The organism is Arthrobacter sp. PM3 (assembly GCF_003352915.1).
Taxonomy (GTDB): domain Bacteria; phylum Actinomycetota; class Actinomycetes; order Actinomycetales; family Micrococcaceae; genus Arthrobacter.
Genome location: NZ_CP022314.1, coordinates 1476449 through 1496126, shown reverse-complemented (window position 1 = coordinate 1496126; position 19678 = coordinate 1476449). Strand labels below are relative to the sequence as shown.

At 64.6% G+C, this 19678-nt stretch carries 18 protein-coding genes; 4 read left to right on the top strand and 14 right to left on the bottom strand.

The window, feature by feature from the left end:
• Nucleotides 1–15: 15 nt before the first annotated feature.
• From CFN17_RS06890 to CFN17_RS06875, 4 genes are all read right to left on the bottom strand, one after another.
• Nucleotides 16–828, bottom strand: a complete 813-nt coding sequence (locus tag CFN17_RS06890; RefSeq protein ID WP_208750689.1) for a hypothetical protein — start codon at nt 826–828, stop codon at nt 16–18.
• A gap of 134 nt (nt 829–962) precedes the next feature.
• On the bottom strand, nt 963–1721 hold the full coding sequence (locus CFN17_RS06885) for a cutinase family protein (protein ID WP_208750688.1): 759 nt from the start codon (nt 1719–1721) through the stop codon (nt 963–965).
• Between the two features lie 301 nt (nt 1722–2022).
• On the bottom strand, nt 2023–2541 hold the full coding sequence (locus tag CFN17_RS06880) for a DUF2087 domain-containing protein (protein WP_208750687.1): 519 nt from the start codon (nt 2539–2541) through the stop codon (nt 2023–2025).
• A gap of 107 nt (nt 2542–2648) precedes the next feature.
• Nucleotides 2649–3893: an MFS transporter gene (locus tag CFN17_RS06875; RefSeq protein WP_208750686.1), complete on the bottom strand. Its 1245-nt coding sequence runs from the start codon at nt 3891–3893 to the stop codon at nt 2649–2651.
• A gap of 134 nt (nt 3894–4027) precedes the next feature.
• Between CFN17_RS06875 and CFN17_RS06870 the strand changes: the two genes are divergently transcribed.
• On the top strand, nt 4028–4918 hold the full coding sequence (locus CFN17_RS06870) for a helix-turn-helix transcriptional regulator (protein ID WP_208750685.1): 891 nt from the start codon (nt 4028–4030) through the stop codon (nt 4916–4918).
• Between the two features lie 51 nt (nt 4919–4969).
• Here the strand turns inward: CFN17_RS06870 and CFN17_RS06865 are convergent, their stop codons facing one another.
• Together CFN17_RS06865 and CFN17_RS06860 are read right to left on the bottom strand one after the other, a co-directional pair.
• Complete coding sequence (locus tag CFN17_RS06865; RefSeq protein WP_208750683.1) at nt 4970–6676, bottom strand: HNH endonuclease signature motif containing protein; 1707 nt, start codon at nt 6674–6676, stop codon at nt 4970–4972.
• A 228-nt stretch (nt 6677–6904) separates the two neighbouring features.
• On the bottom strand, nt 6905–7645 hold the full coding sequence (locus CFN17_RS06860) for a LysR family transcriptional regulator substrate-binding protein (protein ID WP_208750681.1): 741 nt from the start codon (nt 7643–7645) through the stop codon (nt 6905–6907).
• Between the two features lie 90 nt (nt 7646–7735).
• On the opposite strand from CFN17_RS06860, the gene CFN17_RS06855 reads away from it, so the two are divergent.
• Nucleotides 7736–8140 (top strand): DUF5997 family protein, encoded by a 405-nt coding sequence (locus CFN17_RS06855; protein ID WP_208750679.1) that lies wholly within the window; start codon nt 7736–7738, stop codon nt 8138–8140.
• A gap of 53 nt (nt 8141–8193) precedes the next feature.
• Here the strand turns inward: CFN17_RS06855 and CFN17_RS06850 are convergent, their stop codons facing one another.
• The 7 genes from CFN17_RS06850 to CFN17_RS06820 all read right to left on the bottom strand — a co-directional run bounded on the left by CFN17_RS06850 (nt 8194) and on the right by CFN17_RS06820 (nt 17628).
• Nucleotides 8194–11595 (bottom strand): DEAD/DEAH box helicase family protein, encoded by a 3402-nt coding sequence (locus CFN17_RS06850; protein ID WP_208750677.1) that lies wholly within the window; start codon nt 11593–11595, stop codon nt 8194–8196.
• A gap of 401 nt (nt 11596–11996) precedes the next feature.
• Nucleotides 11997–12467: an HIRAN domain-containing protein gene (locus CFN17_RS06845; RefSeq protein ID WP_208750675.1), complete on the bottom strand. Its 471-nt coding sequence runs from the start codon at nt 12465–12467 to the stop codon at nt 11997–11999.
• A 239-nt stretch (nt 12468–12706) separates the two neighbouring features.
• Complete coding sequence (locus tag CFN17_RS06840) at nt 12707–13594, bottom strand: HipA domain-containing protein (RefSeq protein ID WP_208750674.1); 888 nt, start codon at nt 13592–13594, stop codon at nt 12707–12709.
• A 3-nt stretch (nt 13595–13597) separates the two neighbouring features.
• A complete protein-coding gene (locus CFN17_RS06835; RefSeq protein WP_208750673.1) occupies nt 13598–14533 on the bottom strand; it encodes a restriction endonuclease in 936 nt (311 codons plus the stop codon).
• Complete coding sequence (locus CFN17_RS06830) at nt 14533–15699, bottom strand: restriction endonuclease subunit S (protein WP_208750672.1); 1167 nt, start codon at nt 15697–15699, stop codon at nt 14533–14535. Before CFN17_RS06830 ends, CFN17_RS06835 begins: the two co-directional genes overlap by 1 nt.
• On the bottom strand, nt 15696–17192 hold the full coding sequence (locus CFN17_RS06825) for a class I SAM-dependent DNA methyltransferase (protein WP_208750670.1): 1497 nt from the start codon (nt 17190–17192) through the stop codon (nt 15696–15698). Before CFN17_RS06825 ends, CFN17_RS06830 begins: the two co-directional genes overlap by 4 nt.
• Before the next feature lie 58 nt (nt 17193–17250).
• Nucleotides 17251–17628: a VOC family protein gene (locus CFN17_RS06820; protein WP_208750668.1), complete on the bottom strand. Its 378-nt coding sequence runs from the start codon at nt 17626–17628 to the stop codon at nt 17251–17253.
• Between the two features lie 141 nt (nt 17629–17769).
• Here CFN17_RS06820 and CFN17_RS06815 point away from each other — a divergent pair, with 141 nt between their 5' ends.
• A complete protein-coding gene (locus tag CFN17_RS06815) occupies nt 17770–18405 on the top strand; it encodes a hypothetical protein (RefSeq protein ID WP_208750667.1) in 636 nt (211 codons plus the stop codon).
• 48 nt (nt 18406–18453) lie between these two features.
• Nucleotides 18454–19092 (top strand): NADPH-dependent F420 reductase, encoded by a 639-nt coding sequence (locus CFN17_RS06810; protein ID WP_208750666.1) that lies wholly within the window; start codon nt 18454–18456, stop codon nt 19090–19092.
• On the opposite strand, the gene CFN17_RS06805 is transcribed toward CFN17_RS06810, so the two are convergent.
• Nucleotides 19093–19575 carry a pyridoxamine 5'-phosphate oxidase family protein gene (locus CFN17_RS06805; protein WP_208750665.1) on the bottom strand — a complete coding sequence of 161 codons (483 nt, stop codon included), beginning with the start codon at nt 19573–19575 and terminating at the stop codon, nt 19093–19095.
• Nucleotides 19576–19678 lie beyond the last annotated feature (103 nt).

The following is a 19678-nucleotide window of genomic DNA, read 5'->3' as shown; positions in this document are numbered from 1 at the left end:
AATCCGGATTCGTCATCACGGTGCGGGCTGCTCGGTTGCTCCTGAAGTCGGGGATACGTCCGGATTCAGGGTCTGTGCAGGCTCGGGGGCCGGCGTCGGGCTCTGTTCGGTTGCGGGCGTGAGGTCCGCTGGCGTCGTGGGGTTCGACTGGGCGGCTCCCGGCCCTTGAATTCCTGTCGAGCCGCCGTCCCCGGCATCAGGGCTGGGGCTAACGTCCGTTGTCTGGCCACCCTGACCCTTGGTGCTATCCCCGACTTGTTCAGGCACGTCCTTCGGGTCTGCAGCCGGTTTGTCTGTCTTGTCCGGGGCGGTCTGATTGCCGCTGAACGCGGCGCCCAGCGTCGTCTGTCCGGTCGTACCGTTCGCGCTCGATGTCGACGACATAAGGCTGGAGATGGGCTTATGGGTGCCGAATTCGACCGCCGTGAGACCGACCATCGCGACGACGAAGGCGGCAGCACTGACGGCCCCGACTCTGATCCAAGTCTTGGGGGTCATCGGCCTCCTCACGCGTTTGGCCGGGGGTTCGTCGCTCTCGCCGGCAGCGACAGCGGCCAGCGCGTCGTCCGCGGGCAGTCTGCCCCTGCGCCGCTGCGGGATATTCTTCATCGCCACGGTGGCAGCCGAACTGAGCGTCCGGGCGTAGAGAGCGGCGCCCACCGTGGCGATGACAGAGCCAAGCGCGGCGCCAATGAGCGTCCCGGCAACGCCCAGGAATGATCCCACGAGTGCGGAGGTCACTGCGGCCAAAGCCGAGCCAATCGTCTGGGGGCCATTGAGTCCGAGGAACGGTTTCGGTTTGTCGTCGGTTGCGGAGTCTGCAGGCATAGTCTTACGCATTTCAGTCAGGGAATGTTACGAATAGATAACTTTACCTGCCGTCGCCGGGTTCCCGCTTGCGGGCCGACTTATTTGAGACGCTGATCACAGGGTGCTATGAGGCCGGAGTCCCTGGGCCCGGCCTAAGAGTGGAAGTAGTGCCCGCTGAGCCACCTCGACAAGGACTCTGCAGCCCCCTGGGGAATCCCGCCATTAACGTAAGACGTATGGATTCCCACGTTCCAGCCGACGGCGTCACATACCGGATCGCCGCCCCGGCAGTAGGAATGCATGAAATGGGTTGTCTCTTGTTGAGGAGTCCATACAACCGCGTTGGATCCCAGAATTCCGCCGTGGTTGGACTGCGTGAAGGTGCCGATGTCCAGGCTGTAGTCGGGAACCGGGTTTCGCTGTGAAGCATCGAAAAGCGGATCAGCAAACAGCACAAGTCCGTCCAAGCGCCCACGCAGCTTGTCGAGACCCCCGTTGCCTGCGTATTTGTTCCAGATGTCGTGCAGGACATGAGCGCCCTGGGAGTACCCGGCTATCACCAGATGTTCCGACGGGCAGCCATTGAGGTGGTCGTGGACGTATCGGTCCGCGAGAAGTTCGCCTTGCTGGACGCTGGCGCTATAGCGGGAACCCTTGTAGCCCGGTGCATACGCAAAAGACGAAACGGCAACGGCAGGATACGGGTCTGCCCAGTACCGGACGTCAACACCGGGCAATTGGGCTTTCAGCGATGAGAAGAACGTCTCTACTTCCGGCCCCATACCGCTGTTGGCAGTGAACGGGTTTTGCCCCGAGCCTCTGGCCGCGACAACGCGTACCTGCGCGCATCCGTCCGGCGGCTGGGCGGCATGTGCTGGCGCCGCCGAAGCAGTAGCGGTGGCGAACACCATCGCGACCAGCCATGCCGTCAACCTCAGTGACCTGTGGCCTGGTTGATATCGTGTCGGGTGCACCTTGAATCTGCGGCGTCCTTGGGATGCGCCGCGAAGCGGAGATGTACGGACCTGCATCAGTGAGGACTCTCTCCTGGGGCTCCTTCGGGAGCAATCTAAACCCCGGGTAAATGAGACGGCCGCGACCGCAACGAAACAGAGGGACCAGGCCAAAAGGATGGCCCTCCCGTGACGATATTGGGCACGGCGTCTTCACAAAGTCAAGGTTGCGAACGCGGGCCCGGGCCGCAGGGATCCATCATTGGGGCCGCGAGTACGAGGAGCCCGAGGGCGTGCGTTCCAGCAGACCGAAGTCGACCATGTAGCGGCGCAGCATCACGACGTCGTCGGAATAACTGAGAAGCCGTTCATTGACCTGTCTTTCCGTAAGGCGTTCTCCCGGTTCGATTGCGTCGCTGACAATCCACGCGAGGAGTTCCCGCCGCTCCTTCAAGTTGGCCGGATACCTTTCGATTTTGCCCAGGCGCATGAAGCGATCCAGTCCGGTCTGCGCCTGCCGGCGGGGTTGTTGCTTGAGAAGCTCGCGGAAGATCGCCTCAGGCGCCTCCAGTTCGTTGTCGGCCCTCCGTTCGACGAGCCCGGACTCAATCAGGGCGGCGATGGCCCGGGCTCGCCGCTGGTCGTTCAGACCAGGAAGGACGTCCGGGAGCCCGACGCCGAGCACGACTTGCGCGTAGACGGTTCGTGCGTCGGTGTCAGCAAGCGTTGCCACCACCCGCCGCCAGTGCGGTCCGCTGAGTCTCGTCTCTCTGGTCACCGTGCCGTCCTCACCATGTGCCCTGCCACCCTGGCCAATCTGTGCCTGGTTGGCAAGTGCCTGCGCCAGCAGGCAAAAGCGTAGTCTCCCGCACGCACCGGTGGGAACTACGCCGTCGCGCTTTCTTGGGTCGTCGCGCGGCGGCGCCCCTTGAGCGCGAGGGCAACGGTGGGGAGCAGGGTCAACGCGACGATGGCCGTTCCAACCATGGGCGGGCCGGAGATGCCCAGAGGCGTCAGCAGGGCGGCACCGGCGACGGCGCTGCCGATGGCGGTGCCGAGGTTGAACGCGGAGACGCTGAGCGCGGATCCGAGCGTTGCGGCGGTCCCGGCGAAACGGACCGCGAGGTGAATCAGCACACTGTTGGCGCTAAGGCCGAACAGGCCCAGCAGTACCACTAGAGCGCCGGTCAGCCACGGCGAACCGGAGACCAAAGTGATCGCCAGCAGGAGGACGGTGGTCACGGCCGGGGTGACGATGGTTATCATGGCCGGGTGTGCGTCGCCGTAGCGGCCGCAGAGGAGCGTGCCGACGACTGATCCGACGCCGAATCCCGTGAGCACCAGCGGCACCTGCGCCTCAGGCAGGCCAGCATGGTCGGTGAGTATTGGAGCGATGTAGGAGTAGGCGGCGAGCACGCCTCCGCAGGTTGTACTGCAGGCAGCCAGTGCCAGCCACAGTCGGGCCGACCGGAGCCCGCCCAGTTCAGAACGGATCGACGCCGGTTGCATCGCAGGCGCCTCGCGTGGAACGAAGCGGGCGATCAGCAAGGTGGCTACCGCGGCGGCGGCCGCCAGCGTCCAGAAGGTGCCGCGCCAGCCGACGAGTTGCGCAACGAACGCGCCGAGCGGCACACCGAGGACGGTGGCCAGTGCACCGCCGGCGCCCACAACCCCGACAGCGCGCGCACCGGACGCCGGGCCCGCGGCGCGCGTCGCCACGACAGCGGCGACCGCCCAGAAAGCACCCGTCGCCAGTGCGGTGCCGAACCGGGCTGCCACGAGCACGGTGAAGTCCGGTCCCAGGGCGACGACGACATGCCCGACGACGAACACGACGAGTGCCAGGATCAAGGTCACGCGCTTCGATAACCGAAGGGTCAGCAACGCCATCGAAGGCGCACCCACCACCATTCCGATCGCGAACACCGTGATCAGCAAGCCGGCTTGGGCGACCCCCACCTGCAGGCTTTCCGCAATTTGCGGAAGAATCCCGGCCACCACGAATTCGCTCGTGAGCATCAGGAAAGTCCCCAGCGCCAGCACGTAAACCACGAATGGAAGCCGGGCGGGCGGCTGCCCGCTTGCGTTGGATCGGGCAGCCGAAGTCACAGCCGGTGCGGTCGCTTGCATGCAGTATCTCCTCTGGGGCCGGAAGTGGATCTGCCATCCATCCGACCAGCCCCTTAGACGGCCCGGAAGGTCGCGTTTATGGGGGTACAAACTCTCCCCCCTCAACGGGCCCAGCCGGGGGATATGGTGGAACGATGGACAATCCGAGTGACAACCGCGCCGACATCCGGGACTTCCTGGCCAGCCGTCGGGCCAGGCTCAGCCCGGAGCAGGTCGGCCTGCCCGCCGGCACCCGCCGCCGTGTGCCCGGGCTGCGACGCGAAGAGGTCGCCGTCCTCTCCGGGGTGAGCATCGAGTGGTACACCCGGCTCGAAAAGGGCCACATCAGCGGCGTCTCCGAGGACGTGCTCGGATCCGTTGCCCGTGCCCTGCAGCTCAACGATGAGGAGCGCGGCTACTTGTTCGATCTTGCTAAAGCAGCGCGACCAGCAGGGCGGCAGCCCGTGGGACGAAAAGAAGCCGCCGTTGCGGGACCGGTGCAGTGGATGATCGATTCCGTTACGATGTCCGCCGTGTTCCTGCGCAACGGCCGGTTGGATGTCCTCGCCACCAACCCGCTGGGCCGGGCCCTCCATGCGCCGATGTTTGCAAGCGACACCACCGTCAACGGACAGGCCAACTTCGCCAGGTTCCATTTCCTCGATCCAGTTGCCCGGGACTATTTCATCGATTGGGAAGGCGGCGCCGCCGCTACCGTCGCCTTGCTACGCGCCGAAGCGGGCCGGGAGCCCGGTGACCGTGCCCTGAGGGAACTCGTCGGCGAACTCTCAACCCTGAGTGCCGAATTCCGAACCATGTGGGCGTCGCACGACGTCCGTTCGCTTCATGAAGGGGTCAAGCGGCTGCAGCATCCCGTCGTCGGCTTCATCGAGCTGACGTATCAGTCGGCCGAGCTGTCGAACCCCACCAGGGCGGCCCGCACCCTCAACATCTACACTGCAGAACCCGGAACCGTGCATGAGGAGAACATCAAAGTGCTGACCAGCTGGGCGGCAACCACGCAGAAGACAGCTTCCAGCACCTAGGAACCGTTTTCCGCCGGGAGGTCCGCGCTGACGCGGCACCCAATTGGCCGGTCAGGCGGCTTGATAGATAGTCGATTCGGGCCAGGGCTCATCGAGAGGCGGAGGCTCGTCCCAATTGTCTGTGTCCGCCGGAGGCCATGGATGCCCGGCGGTGAAGTGTTCCCAGTCGGTGAAGTGTTCCCATTCGGGGAAGGGGTCCTGGGGCAGGGCGGCGTCGGGGTCCGGGCCGGGGTCCGGGAATGGATCTGCGCGCAGGAGATTTTCGGGCCAGCGGGGTGGTTCCCAGTCGGGGTGTTCGCTGGCGTAGTGGCGTCCGGACGGTGAGGTCCAGCCCGGCGGACTCTCACCGCTCGCGCCGCCGGGTGTCCAGGTGGAGTTGTGTTTGAGCCGGTGGTGTTTCGGGCAGGGCTGGGCCAGATTCGCCACCCCGGTGCCGCCGCCGTCGGCCCAGGCCAGCAGGTGGTCGGCCTCGTTATCCAGCGACGGGTTGTTACAGCCGGGGAACGGGCATCTGCCGTCGCGCAGCCGCAGCCATTGCCGCATCGCCTTCGTGACCCGGTAACTGGTACGCCCGATNTCCAGCGGCGCCCCGTCGCGGGGGTCGACCAGGACCCGGTGGAACGAATTGGCGCCGTCGGCGACCAGCCGGCGGGCCATCGAGGGCGGGACCGGCCCGTACCCGTCCAGCATGGCCGGTTCCTCCGTGACCCCGAGCAAAGCCATCACCGGGACCGTGACCAGGACCTGCGCCCGCGGCGACGGAACACCCCCGCACCCGCCCGCACCGGCGACTCCCGCGTTTCCGGTGCCGGCGCCGCCTACGCCGGCGGCCCGGGTCATTCCATCGCCGCCAGTGTTGCCGGCGGGGACGGCGGCATCGCTTCCCGCGCCCGTCCCGCCGCCCGTGCCGGGGTTGGTGGTGAGGAGCCAGGTGGCGGTGACGTCGGCGCGGAGCTGGGCCAGGGTCCGGNACTCGCCCGGGCCCTGCAGCGCCCGGGCCGCGGCGGTGGTCCGTTCCCAGATCCCCGCGGCAGTATCGGCCGGGAGCCGGGCCGAGAGCCAGGCCATGCCGTCCCGGTCCGGGACAAACTCCACCCGCCGCTCCGCCACCCCCGTGGCGTGGCGGGCCTCGATGCTCTCCGGGTGGTGGCGTTCGCGCCAGGTGCGCGCCTTGGCCCGGAACCGGCCCGGGGCCAGGTCCCCGGCCGGGCAGCCCCGCGCCGGGTCCGGCGCGGCGGGGTCCAGGAAATGCGCCTCCAGCCCGGCCGCCCCCGCCCGGTCCAGGTTCGCGGACTCCTCGACCATGATCCGGGCATGCTGCCAGGACAGCTCCCCGGCCTGCAACGCCGCCAACGTCAACGGCAACGACGAGACCAATGCCAGCGCGTCCGACAGCAACGCCGAGGCGGAGCGTTCGCTCACGGTCAGGACGCCCGCGACCTCCGCGACCACGGCCATCTCCCGGGCCGTCGCCTCCCGCGCCGATGCCGCCGGGCCGGCCAGGTACCCGGCGGCCTGCACGTAGTCGGCGGCCAGGCGGACCTTCAACGCCGCCATCCCGGCCTCCACCCGCGCCACCAACGCCAACCCATCCAGGCAACCATCCGCGAAATCCCGCAACGGATCAGCGCTCTCCAACGCAGCAGCCTGGCCGTCCCCGGCGCCCCCGCCGGCGAGGGCAGCCAGCGCGGCAACAGACGCGGCAACGGCCGCCAGGGCCTCCCCGCTCTCCGCGCTCCAAGCTGCTCTGCTGTCCATGCCCACAGTCTCGCAAGAGGGTCTGACATTTTGGCGCGACCGGTAGATGCGGCACTGCCAAGACGAACGGATCGGGCTGCGGCTCAGCGCCGTAGGAGCCAATCGCTGAGGCCCGGGAAGGGGTCGTCGAGGGAACGTGGCCAGTCCTAATCGTCCGTGTGACATTGAGCCGGTCCAACGGGATCAGGTTGCACCGCGTCCAAGATGCGTCGTCGCCTGCCGGCGGGACTAGCGTTTGCCCTTTTTCCGGGATCCCCGGCCGCGTCCTTTGTCCGGATTCGGCGCGTACCGCTGCGCCACCTTGGGTTTCTTGGCCCCCGATCCGGTCCCCCGCCGGTCCGGTTTGGGTTCGCGCTTGGGTTTTTCCTGCTGCGCCGAGGGCTGCCGGGAGCTCGCTGCGGTGCGTCCGCGGACAATCCCGATGAATTCCTCGATCACTTCGTCGGTGGCGTCGCTGGGCCAGGCAAGGGCGATCTCCGTGCCGGGGGTCCCAATGAGCTTCCGCGCCACGGTGTCCTTGACGTTGAAGTGCCGGGCCACGGACATCGGCAGGATCACGAGCCCGGCGCCGGAGGCCACTACCTGCAGGGCCGTCTCGGGGCCGCCGAGTTCGCCCACGTCCAGGAACGTCTCCTGCGACAGGTCCGCCAGGTCCACTTCCTCGAACACGGAGATCTCGTGTCCCTTGGCGGCCACCACCACGGGCTGTTCCTCATACAGCGGGATGACACTGAGTCCCTCGCGCTCCACCGGAAGCCGGACGAAGCTGAGATCGGCGGAACCGTCGCGGAGCACAGTGAGCTGCGCGTCGTCGTCGGCCATGAAGGAGTGCAACGGCACGTCCGGCATCCGCTCCTCCCAACGCCGGATCCATTTTCCTGGCGTCACGCCGGAGACATACGCGAAGCGCAGCTCACGCGCGGGTTCGGACGGTGCGGGGGTGGAAGGTGTTTCTTCTGTGGCGGACACACGTTCACAGTACCGCCACCGCAGGTTTCCGTTCCGGTGCGGGAAGCCGGCATGGTGCCCCGCGGCGCTTTGGCCGGATACCCTTGGACCATGACCTCTGCGAACTCCCAGTCCATGAAACCGGCAACTGTTGCCAAGAAGTTGGGCATCTACCTGCCGGCGACACCCCAGGAGTTCCAGGATTCGGCCATCACCCGTGCAGAATTCGCCGAACTCCAGGCCAACCCGCCGGAATGGCTGGCGGAGCTGCGCCGCAACGGCCCGCACCCGCGCCCCGTGGTGGCCCAGAAGCTCAACGTCTCCATCAGCGGCCTGGCCCGCGGCGGTGTTGAGGAAGCATTGACGACGGCGGAAATCACCGCGCTGCTGCAGGCTCCCCCGGCCTGGCTGGTCGCCGAGCGCGCCACCCACGCCGCCGTCCGCGCCGAGGCCCAGCGGGTCAAGGACGAGGCCGCCAAAAAGGATGCGAAGAAGTCCCGCGCCCGCGCCGAGTAGCGGTTGACGCCTGCTTCTCCGGCTACCTTCCCGACCGGAGCCCGCGGGCCAGCTCAACCCACCCGGGCACTGCTTTCGATCGCCCGGAGCGTGCGGATCAGCCGGACTGCGCGCTCCTCACCGAAGAGCTCATCAGGCCCGCTGGGGGCGAGCTCGCTGTACGGCGATTTGAACAGCGCATCAGGCTTGACCACACCGTTCTCGGTGAGCTGGTTGACCAGGAGTTGAAGGAAGTCCAGCTGGGACGCGGTGAGGGCGGTATCCGAAATGAACTCCGCGAGGGCCTCCTCCACGGCGTCCCGGTCAAGGCCCACTAACGAGCGGACGAACAACCCAAGACCGTCCGTTCCCGCCCGTTCCAGGTCCACGGGGGTGCCCACGCCGCTTTCCGCCAGGATGCGACCCAGCTCCTCAAGGTCCTGATCGGTCAACTGCCTGTTCCGCCTCAGCCGCTGAATGGTCGCATGGTCCTGATAATCGGCCAGGTACAGCCGCGTCTTGTCCCGGTACCGGCTGAAGTCCATGAAGCCGGTACTGGCCCCGGCCAGCTCGATCTCTTCAAGTTCTCCGAGCGCGTCCTGGAAGTTGGAGTACACCACGTTCCGCTTGCGCTTCTCGATCAGGTGCACCAGGTCCCGCAACTGGACGCGGATGGACTCCAGCCATTCCGGTGACACGGACTCCCACTCGCCGTCGTCAAGCACGGTCTCGAGCAGGACCATCTTCGCGGCGATGGCCGGAACGTTGGGCTGGTCATGCAGGGCTGCTGCCACGGACTGGATCTTCCTCCGGAAACTAACAAGACTCGCCGGATCCGTCAGTGCTGCCAGCTGCGCCTGGTACATGGTGCAGTCGAAGCGTTTGGCCTCTTCGGTGTCGGGAAGGGCCCCAATGCTGGCCACGCGGGCGAGATCGTGTTCCAGGGCATCGAAGTCTTCACCGGAGAGCCCTGCCCAGGTCTGGTCTTCGGCAAACCGGTCCACCCATTGCCGGGCCGGTTTCACCAGGAAGTTATCGCGCGGAAGCCTGTCGATGGTGTGCCGGAGTGCTGATCGCAGCCCTTCCACGTAACCGTCGCCTGGAGCCCAGGACAGGTCAGCGGCCGCGCGCAGGATTTTGGCTCGGGTGGCGAACGTGATTTCGGCCAGCGATTTAGCCACGGTGCCTTCGTTCCCGGGCATTCCGGCGTTGAAGTACTCGGCGTTGCGGCACAGGTCGAAGATCAGGAAGTCCTGTTTGTCCTGGCCCGGGCCGAACAGGTCGGGGCACAGCCGGGTGCCGCGGCCCACCATTTGCCAGAACTTGGTCTTGGACCGGACCATCTTGAAGAACACCAGGTTGACGGCCTCGGGGACATCGACGCCCGTGTCCAGCATGTCCACGGAGATAGCAATATGCGGGTTGCTGTCGCTCTTTGAGAAATCGTCGATCAGGGTCTGGGCGTAGTTGACCTGGTACGTGACCACCCGGGCAAAGTGGCCTTTGAACTGTGGATAGTGGTGGTCGAATCGCTTGGCGATGAACTCCGCGTGCCGGCTGTTCTTGGCGAAGATGATGGTCTTTCCTAGCCGGTCCCCGCCGGCCACCTTGTGCCCGTGCGTCATGAGCACTTCAAGGGCCTTGTCGACGGTATCGGTGTTGAACAGCCAGGAGTTCACGACGGCGGGGTCAATTTCGTCGGGTATCTCGCCGTCCTCGTTCCACTCCAGTTCGTCCCATTGTTCCTTTTCGGCGTCGCTGAGGTCGTCGTAGCGGATGCCTTCGTAGGGGAACTTGAGCGGAACCGGCACCACGCGCGGAGGGACCAGGAAGCCAGCGTCGATGGCGTCGTTCAGGCCGTACGCGAAGGTCGGGACGTTGTCCTCGATGTCGAAGAGGCTGTAGGTGTTTCGGTCCACCTCCGACTGCGGCGTGGCTGTGAGGCCGATCAACAGAGAGTCGAAGTACTCGAAGATCGCCCGGTACTTCTGGTAGACGGAGCGGTGTGCCTCGTCGATGACAATGAGGTCGTAGTGGCCGATGCCGAAGCGCCGCTGGCCCAGCTGGCCGGCGGTCTTGTTGATGAGGTTCATCATGGTCGGATAGGTGGCGACGTGGATGCGGCTCTCAGCCTCCTCGCCGGAGCCGAGGATGACCGGCCCGGAACCGGGCAGGTGGGTCTTGAACGCGTTGGCTGCCTGCCTCACCAGCGCCGTGCGGTCGGCGAGGAACAGCACCCGCTTGGCCCAGTTGGCTTCCTGCAGCAGTTTGGCCAGCGCGACGACGGTGCGCGTCTTGCCGGTTCCGGTCGCCATCACCACGAGTGCCTTGCGTTCGTGCTGGGTTTCGTAGGCTTCGGTCACGGCGCGGATGGCGGTGTGCTGGTAGGCGCGTTCGACGATCGTGTTGTCGATGGCCTGTTCAGCGAGCGGTTTCCGGCTGTTCCGGCGGTCCACCAGAAGCTGGAGCTGGTCCTTGGTATGGAATCCCTGGACCCTGCGTTCGGGATACATCGAGTCGTCCCAGATCCACGTCTCATAGCCGGAGGTGTAGTAGATGACCGGGCGGCGTCCGTAGCGGCGTTCCAGGCAGTCGGCGTACAGCTTGGCCTGCTGCTTGCCGACGTGCGGGTCCTTGGTGGTTCGTTTGGCTTCGACTACGGCTAACGGCAAACCGTCGTCACCCCACAGAACGTAGTCGATGAAACCCGTGCCGGTGAGTGCCCCCGACGCGGTGGGCATGGTGTCCACCGGGAACTCGCGGTCTTCGGGGTTGCTGAGCGGCCAGCCGGCCTCGTTGAGGTCCAGATCGATGAGGTGTTTGCGGGTCAGCGCCTCGTCGTAGTCGTGATCGTCCGGGACAGCCTGGTTCTGCTTCTTGGCGGCGGCGATCTCGGCTTGGAGCTGCTGCAGCTGTGCTGCGAGGTCATCGTTGGCTGCGGCGGCTGTCGCCAGGGCCTCGTCTTTGGCCTTGAGTTCTGATTCCAGCCGCTGAAGCTGTTCCGGTGATTGCTGCGGGGCCGCCGCTTTGGGCACCGGAGCCAGGAGACCGGCGTCGAACGCCAACGACGGCGGCAGCTGGCAGCCGTTCTTGCCGTAGTTCCGGGCAAGCCAGTAGCAGACGTGGTGCAGTTCTTTGAGGACGAGCTCGGCGCCCAGGATGGTGGGGTTGGCCGGGTTGTGGACCGCGTTGTTTCCGGCCTTGCGGATGATGGTGAACTTATTGCCGATAACGCCGCCCACAAGGTTTTTGAAGGTGGGTTCGTTGAGGAGCGCGTTGAGGTCGTCCTTGTATGGCAGGGCCAGCGCGGGCTCCACCTTGTATAGCCACTCCACCAGGCGTTCGGCGGTGTACCGGGCGTAGAACATGGAGGCGCGGGGATCGATACGGGCAAACTGCTCGGCGCGCCGGGCATGTTGTGCCAGCTCCGGCCATTCGGCCAGCATGAACCCGAAATTGCTATTGTCTGCCCCCATGCAGCCTCTCCGCTCCTACGTCACGATGTTCTGTGGATCAGTCAACCACGCCGGACGGATAGTTGCGTTCTAAGCTACGTCCGCACTGCGGACCAGGGGCAGCTTCCGGATGTTGGCCGCCGTAGCGTCGGCGACTTTCGGCAGGCAACCCATCCACGTCGAGGGCCCGGGTCACCACCGGACTTTCCCGTCTCCCGGTCGCGCACGGCGTCCCCGTTCCGCCTGCGACCATTCTCGCTCCTCGCGGAGTTCGCGAACCAGCGGCCCAGCCTCACGGACTGTGTACATTACGGCTCCTGTCGGCGTACGGCGACTTTCCAAGATGTCGCCGTACGCCGACTTTGGCAGTGTTGCCGTACGGCGTCAGACATCATTCACGGACCTCCCCAGTACCGGTTGGGTCAGGAGTCCTGGCGCCACACCAATTGCGTGACCACTCGAGTGTGGGAGCCCTCCGATTTCGGATTCCGGCGCACAACGCGGGCCGAAAACGTTCCGGACTTGGCGAGCATGCCGACGTAGTCTAGGACGGGCGCCGGGACAAACCCGATTTTGTGGGCCCCGGCCCACAGCCCAACTGCACGGGAGTCGGCGGCGTTTTCGGGTTCAGCGACAGCGTCCAAAGAATCCCCCTTCGTGAGTGAACGATCGACGTACTCCTGCGCTGCGGATGTCATGTACCGAAGCCCGTGGACGGGTACCACGAACGTCAGGGTTCCTTGGAGCAGGTCGATTTCCGGCTCATCAAAGAACTCGTAGGTGTCTGCAACCCGCTTTCCGAAGGAGTGCCCCAGGATTTCGAACGGTGCCGCGTCGTCGTCCAATTCGAGCCGCTGCAGCCATTCGGAGCGGTCAGGCCGGCTAGTGCTCATGATGCGTCCGGACAAAAGTGGAAACAGTACTTTCGATGTGTACGTCTTGTGTGGATCCGAGAACCCGGGAATCGGGCGGAAGTCGGGCTCGGACTGCATGGCTGCAAAGTACTCGAAGTGATAACCGTCGTCCGAGGCTACTGCACGCCCCAGGAGGCGGTACCGGCGCGTCTCCGGATGTTGCCATGCTACGAGGAGGGCGGCGTCTCCATTCTGAACAGCGACGGGACGAGGATCGGTCACGAGCGAAGACATGTCACGAGCCTTTCCTTGTTGATGCGAATTAGTTCCAGGGCCAACGTATCGCTTGGAGACGACATTTTACCTCTGGCCACGATTTCCGCGGCGGCACCAATATCCAGCCCCGCTATTGCGGATGCCCAATGGGTGGTGACAGCGGGTCCCACATCCAAACAAAATTGCGAAGCAACGTCCACGAGCGGCACCTTCGCCATTCCCTCGAACCGACCGCCGGTTGCCTTGGCCGCAAATTGTCGGATGGCGCCTGGGTCGTTTACCAGCCGATTCAGTTTTTCCGGGTTCCTTTGAACAATGCCAAGGCTGGTTGCGTGATCGTACGAGGGCGCCAGATGATAGGTCCCATCCGGGGTTATCTCGATGCTCCAGTTCTCGCTGTGCCGGTCCTGGTTTCCGATCAGAGCGTCAAGAACCAGGAACCCGGCGAACCATCCGGCAGCAGAAAGGTCTTGCGCTTCATGGCCGATGGGCGGAGCAACGTTAAGCAGCACCCTGGCAATGTTCTCCAGCGAGTGGCCGCGGGAGTGCCGGTCCCTCGGGTCGAAATCGGGCACGATTTCCGATAGGAAGAGCGACCCCGAATCCAGTTGGTTCCGCGCGTCCGACTTTACGTCCTTCGATATGCAGCCGATGTGGTCGCCAACCCGGGCCAACCTGACGGTAGCGGCAGGAACTCCCAGCATCTCGGCCAGACGACTTGCGATGAACTCAGTAGCGTGCTCGTTGGGACTCCGGTGGGGACGGTTCCGCTTGAATATCCACAGTCCCCCATCGCTGTCCCGGAACCACGTCTTCTCGTTCTCACCCGCAGGCTCGTCCTGGTAGGGAGTCCAGAGGCTCAGATCAACGAAATCGCTCAGCTCATCCATCCGCTACTCGAAGAAGTCCTCGTCCAGTTCCACGACGTCGTAGCTCTGTTTCACCTGTACACCCACACGGTACTTGATCATGAGGTTTACAAGGCGCGTACCGTCGATCAGGATTGTGCGGGTAGGGATGTTGGCTGCGTAGTCTTTGGCGCCTTGCGAGAACCGGCTGGTGGTGATGAAGACGCCCTTGGAAGCGGAGACTCCATGAAGAGCTCCCACGAAGGCTTGAATGGCTTCCCTGCCGACGGTGTTGTCCGCGCTGTACCGCTTGGCTTGGATGTAGACCCGGTCAAGGCCGAGAGCGTCCTGATCAACGACACCGTCGACCCCTCCGTCGCCGGAACCGCCGATGCGTCGGCCGCGCTGCTCAGCTCCCCCGTAGCCCATCTTCAGCAGCAGATCCACGACCGCATGCTCAAAGAACTCCGGTGAGCTGGCGAGGATGCGGCTCAGCAGGGACGATCCCGTTTCGGCGTGAATCCGGTCGATGGCGGCTTCAATGACGTCGGTCGGGTCGGCGTCTTCGTCCAGAATTTCGATTTCCGGCGACGGGGAAGTCTCTCGACGCGCGGCCCGCACTTCTGCCTGATGCCGACGGTAGGCCTCCACTTCGCGCAACTGCGCCTGCGCCAAACCATCGGGATACCTTGTCAGGAGTTGATGCCCAACGTCAGTAATGACGTAGAGGGCGTTATCCGGCCGGGCTAGGGCGGTGGCAGCGATCAGGTGCGAGATCGCCCAGCCCACGCGTCCTTTTGCCTTGAGGCCTCCCGAACCCAGGCGAACCGCGCGCAGTTCCTCGGGCAGTCTCGCAGCGTCCATCGCCTGTTTGGTGAGCTCTGTCCGGGTACGGGCTTGCCCATCTGACAGGACCCGGAGGATGGGAGTCATGAACCCGTGCCATTTGGGGATGCCGTCCTGCTCAGGAGCCTCGGTCATCACAGTTCTCCTTTGAACGCGCGGTGCTGGAGGGAGGCGAAGAGCATGTCCAGTTCGCTGAGATGCTTGCGGTGGGTTTCCTTCAAGCGTTCGACGGCGGCAACGCGGGCTGCGAAAGTCTGTTGGAGTTCTAGCGGAGGAAGTTTCACCGGCATTTTTTTGATGATGCCCATATTGAGGCCGCCCATTATTGCGCCTTTAGTCGTTTGCCTCAGATACACCGCCGCAGAGTCAGATCTAAGGAAGTACGCATGTAGCCATTCCGGAATGACCTGCGCCGGATCCACTGTGATGCAGCATAGATGCTTTGTGTTGATTGCCAAGGGAATGTCGGCGGGCACGACTGCGCAACGGCCTAGAGTGCCCATGATGGTGACGAGTAGATCGCCGGGTTTCACCGTGTAACGTTTGAGCGCGCTGTATTTTTCGAAGGAGATGAAGCGCCTCTCGCGCCAGGCGAACTCGTTGGAGACGGCGTTGTCGATTCCAAGAACAGCCACACCCTTGTCAGTGAACTCACTTGTCAGAAGTTGGCTGCCAAACGGGCCAGTCCGGATTGATCCGTCGCCTTTGTCTACCAGATCCTCGATGGCTGTCTCCCGCCATGAAGTGGGAGGTTCGCCGAACATGGAGTGGAAGATCGACTGGGTGAGGGTGTCCAGGTGGGCGAGGGCTTGGCGGCGTTTGATGCGCAGCGCGTCGGCCTTGTCCAGGATCGCCGCGATGCGGCGCTGCTCGTCGAGCGGCGGGAGAGGCAGTTCGACAGATTCCAAAGACTTGGGACTTATACGGGGGAGGTTTGCTCCTGTCGCCATGGAATTGACTTGATCTACTACTTCCTGCTGACGCAGGTAGTGCGTGACATACATCCTGTCGGCATGTGCGCCGACTCGTATCGGCAAAATATCGGTACTGCAGATTCCCGCAAATGTCGGCACCGCAATTTTGGCAAGATAGGGCCGAAGCTTGCCGTAGAGGATGTGTTCGTCTTCAAATTTGAATTTCGTGCTTGCCAGCTCCCCGTTGGAGACGGGAGCGACTCCAACGAACCTGCCTCCCGACATGATGTTCTCGAGCCCCACATACGTCGTTCCGTCCGAGATCTCGTCCGGGCTTATTCCCTTGCGCTCAATCGCTGCTACGTCGCCAAGCCGAACCTTCTTCACTTCAGCAGCTCCCGCAGTTCAGCCATCCCCTGTGTAATCTCGCCTTCAAGCGCGTCCAGTGCTGCAAGAATGTCCGTCGGTGCCGCATGATCGACGACTTCGTGCTCGATCTCCCGATACCGATTCAGGGACAGGTCGTAGTCATTCGCCGAGATCTCCGCCAGCGACACACAGAACGACTGCTCCGTCCGCGCCCGGGTGAGTTCCGACGTCGTGCGTTCCTTCCAGCGGGTGAGGACATCGGGGAGGTCGGACGAGCCGAGCGGGGTGCGCTTGTCGTCCAGCGAGAAGCCGTCCGAGCGGACGTCGTAGAACCAGACGTTGTCCGTGCCGCCGGAGTTGGTCTTGGTGAAGAACAGGATGGCGGTGGACACTCCGGCATAGGGCTTGAAGACCCCGGACGGGAGCTTGACCACGGCGTCGAGCTTGTGGCCCTCGACGATCATCTTCCGCAGTTCCTTGTGAGCCTTGCTGGAGCCGAATAGCACGCCGTCGGGGACAACCACCGCGGCACGGCCGCCGTTCTTCAGGAGACGGATAAACAGCGCCAGGAACAGCAGCTCGGTCTTCTTCGTCTTCACCAGGGCCAGCAGGTCCTTGGCCACGTTGTCGTAATCCAGGCTGCCCGCGAACGGCGGGTTGGCGAGGATGACGTCGTACTTCTCCTCCTCGCTGCTGTGCAGGTTGGCGAGGGAGTCGCGGTGGGCGATGTCCGGGTTCTCCACGCCGTGCAGCAGCATGTTCATGGAGCCGATCCGGAGCATGGTGTTGTCGAAGTCGAAGCCGTGGAACTGGTCATTGTGGAAGAACTTGTTCGACTCCGCATGGGTCAGCAGCGTCGGATGGTTCTTGCGCAGGTGCTCCCCCGCCTGGACCAGGAAACCACAGGTGCCGGACGCCGGATCGCAGATCGCTTCCAACGGCTTGGGCGCCGTCATGTCCACCATGAGGTCGATGATGTGCCGCGGCGTGCGGAACTGACCGTTGGTGCCGGCCGACGCCAGCTTGGACAGCATGTACTCGTAGAGATCGCCCTTGGTGTCCCGGCCGTCCATGTTGATGCCGTCGATGACATCGACCACCTGCTGCAGAACACCGGCGTTGGGGATCTTGAACTGGGCATCCCGCATGTGGTGGCTGTAGGTGGACTCCTCACCATTGGCCATCTTGGGCAGCTCATTGCGGAGGAACGGGAAGACAGACTCCGAGAACACGGTGAACATCTCGTCCTTGGCGAAATTCTTGAACCGGCTCCAGCGCAGGTCGGCGTACGGCCGGCCTTTCGGATCGTTCCCCGCGGGGAAGACGGCGTCCTCCATCGGCTGACCCAAGAGATTGGCCTTCTTCTCCTGCAGGATATGGCGCTCATCCAGCCTCTTGAGGAAGAGCAGATAGGTGATTTGCTCAATCACCTCCAGCGGGTTGGAGATGCCACCGCTCCAGAACGTATTCCAGACCTTGTCGACTTGGGACTTGATTTCGCCGGTAATCACGCATCGAGCTTACTGGGCAGGGACGACGCCGCGCGCCGGGTGCCCGACGCCCGGCCCGTTAGTCCTGGTGCAGCTGGACGAAGTTCCCGCACCCGTCATCGAGCACCACGCTGGTCCCGGCGGGCCCCTCGGACGGTTCCCCCTGGAACATGACACCCTTGGCGGCCAGCCGCTCATATTCGGCCCGCACGTCGGGCACGCCGAACACGATCGCCGGCAAACCGGCGTCATGGCAGGCGTTCATGTAGGCCGCGCCGATCGGGTTGTCGCTGGGCTCCAGCAGCAGTCCGGCGCCGCCGGCACCGTCCGGATCCTTGATGATGTAGAGGTTGTGTTCCGGCATTGCCATCAGCGTGTCGAAGCCCAAAACGCCGGTGTAGAACTCGTGGGCCGAGGCCGGATCCTTGACGTGGATGCTGCACATTTTCAGTCGCATGGCCCCAAGGCTACGCCGCGGGCATCCGAGACGGAACCACGACGCGGCCGGCGCGGCTGCCATTGACGGCCCGGCCGCAAGGGATTCCAATGGAACTAGCGGAACAGCGGCCGCCCGGGACGGTTCCGCCGGAGGTGTGCAATGACGTCGCTCTCACAGTCCGGTGCCCTCGCGTTCTGGCAGTTCCTGGCCCTCGCCGTTGTGGTGGCGGGTGCGGCGTTCGTTTCGGCCTTCTTTGCCCGCAAGCACCTGGTGGCTGACGACGACGGCGTGTCGGAAGGCGCGGACGGCGCCTTCTGGGACGTTTTTGCCGGCCTTGCCGTGGTGGTGCCCGGCGTCGTCCTTGCCTCATTCACGTGGCCGTGGGCCGGGCTGGCACTCGGGATCCTGGCGGCCGGGACAGGACTGGCGGCCTGGGCGGCAACACCGCGGCTGCTTGGCCGGCAGGCGGCACGCCGGACGGCCCGGACCACCCGGGTCTTGAACGAGGCCGCGGCCGAGCGGCACCGCAGCGCCCTGGCCAGGTGGCAGCGCTACGAACTCGATCCGCGCTATTCGATTGACTACCCGGCGATGAGCGATCCCCGGCAGCCGGAAACGGCCGCCCTGATCCGGGCCATCAAGGCCGCCGAGGGATTCGGCGGTACGGTCCGAACCTCTGCCGACCCCGCCTACGCCCCAGCCGTGGAACGGCTGGAACATGCCCTGACCGCCGCCGAACGCGCGGCCGGCGTCAGCCCCGCGGCGCTGTCCGGACCGGACCACGCCCACCACTGATTCCCGCAATGCCCCGGGCAGGCCCCGGCAACCTTGGAAGGAACCACCATGACTGACATCACGATCATCGGCAGCGGCAACATGGCCCGGGCGATCGGCACCCGCGCCGTCGCCGCCGGACGGTCTGTCCAGGTGCTGGACCGGACGCCGGAAAATGCCGCCAAGCTCGCTGCTGAACTTGGCGGCACCTGCACCTCCGGCGGCCTGAGCGAGGTTCCCGACGGCGATATCGTCGTCCTGGCCCTCTACTTCGGCCCGGCCAAGGAGGTGGCCATGCACTTCGGCGACACGCTCAGCGGCAAGACCGTGGTGGAGATCAGCAATCCGATCGACACGGAGACCTTTGACTCGCTCGTGGTCGGCCCTGAGACATCGGCCGCCGAAGAAATCGCCGCGCTGTTGCCGGGCGCACGGGTGGTGAAAGCCTTCAACACGACCTTCGCCGGAACACTGGCCGCCGGGACCACCGGCGGCATGCCGCTGGATGTCTTCATCGCCTCGGACTCCGAACAGGCCCGCAACGAAGTCGCAGCGTTCGCCGCGGCGGCCGGATTGCGTCCGATCCACGTGGGCAGCCTGCGCCATGCCCGTGAACTCGAGGGGTTCATGCTGCTGGTCATGGCGCTGCAGGTCAACCCCGCGTACCCCAACTTCAACTGGGGCACCGGCCTGAAGATCATCGACTAGCTACAACTCGACAGTTCCACTTTCGCCGACACTCATCCGGCTGCTGGTGACTTTCGACTTGATCCACTGCAGTACCGTGGCCGCCGTGCCGCCCGGGCTGGTCCAGTACTCGGCGGAGTCCGAGTCGACGCGCAGCAGCACCACGCCCGGGGTGTCCGGGCCGTCCGGGAACCAGGCCTCCACCACCTGGTTCCATCTGTCATGGATCTGCTGCCGGTCGTTCACCACTTCGGCCGTACCGGCCACCGAGACCCACTCGGTGCGCCTGCCGAAGGATACGTTCACCGCCGGATTGGCGCGGACGTGGGCCACCTGCGACGTGCCTGCCGATGTGAAAAACCACATGTCGCCGTCGTCCATGACTTCCTGGACGGCCAGCGGCCGGCTGACGAGTGCACCGGATTCGTTGATGGTGGTGAACATTCCGATGTGCGAATCGTTGATGATGTCCGTGACTTTGCTGATGCTTTCGGCATCCGACATGCTCTCACCTCGTTCTCGTTCCAACGGAGGAAGGTCCCCCTCCGGACAGCCTATTAGTAAGCGTGCTTACTTTCCACTGCCTGGCGGACGGGGACCCTCCCGA

What these genes read in the sequence shown, in the direction of transcription:
- CFN17_RS06890 (WP_208750689.1), bottom strand. Translation starts at nt 828, where the DNA reads ATGCCTGCAGACTCCGCAACCGACGACAAACCGAAACCGTTCCTCGGA.
- CFN17_RS06850 (WP_208750677.1), bottom strand. Translation starts at nt 11,595, where the DNA reads ATGGGGGCAGACAATAGCAATTTCGGGTTCATGCTGGCCGAATGGCCG.
- CFN17_RS06885 (WP_208750688.1), bottom strand. Translation starts at nt 1,721, where the DNA reads ATGGTGTTCGCCACCGCTACTGCTTCGGCGGCGCCAGCACATGCCGCC.
- CFN17_RS06855 (WP_208750679.1), top strand. Translation starts at nt 7,736, where the DNA reads ATGACCTCTGCGAACTCCCAGTCCATGAAACCGGCAACTGTTGCCAAG.
- CFN17_RS06820 (WP_208750668.1), bottom strand. Translation starts at nt 17,628, where the DNA reads ATGCGACTGAAAATGTGCAGCATCCACGTCAAGGATCCGGCCTCGGCC.
- CFN17_RS06840 (WP_208750674.1), bottom strand. Translation starts at nt 13,594, where the DNA reads ATGGATGAGCTGAGCGATTTCGTTGATCTGAGCCTCTGGACTCCCTAC.
- CFN17_RS06805 (WP_208750665.1), bottom strand. Translation starts at nt 19,575, where the DNA reads ATGTCGGATGCCGAAAGCATCAGCAAAGTCACGGACATCATCAACGAT.
- CFN17_RS06875 (WP_208750686.1), bottom strand. Translation starts at nt 3,893, where the DNA reads ATGCAAGCGACCGCACCGGCTGTGACTTCGGCTGCCCGATCCAACGCA.
- CFN17_RS06870 (WP_208750685.1), top strand. Translation starts at nt 4,028, where the DNA reads ATGGACAATCCGAGTGACAACCGCGCCGACATCCGGGACTTCCTGGCC.
- CFN17_RS06845 (WP_208750675.1), bottom strand. Translation starts at nt 12,467, where the DNA reads ATGAGCACTAGCCGGCCTGACCGCTCCGAATGGCTGCAGCGGCTCGAA.
- CFN17_RS06810 (WP_208750666.1), top strand. Translation starts at nt 18,454, where the DNA reads ATGACTGACATCACGATCATCGGCAGCGGCAACATGGCCCGGGCGATC.
- CFN17_RS06815 (WP_208750667.1), top strand. Translation starts at nt 17,770, where the DNA reads ATGACGTCGCTCTCACAGTCCGGTGCCCTCGCGTTCTGGCAGTTCCTG.
- CFN17_RS06835 (WP_208750673.1), bottom strand. Translation starts at nt 14,533, where the DNA reads ATGACCGAGGCTCCTGAGCAGGACGGCATCCCCAAATGGCACGGGTTC.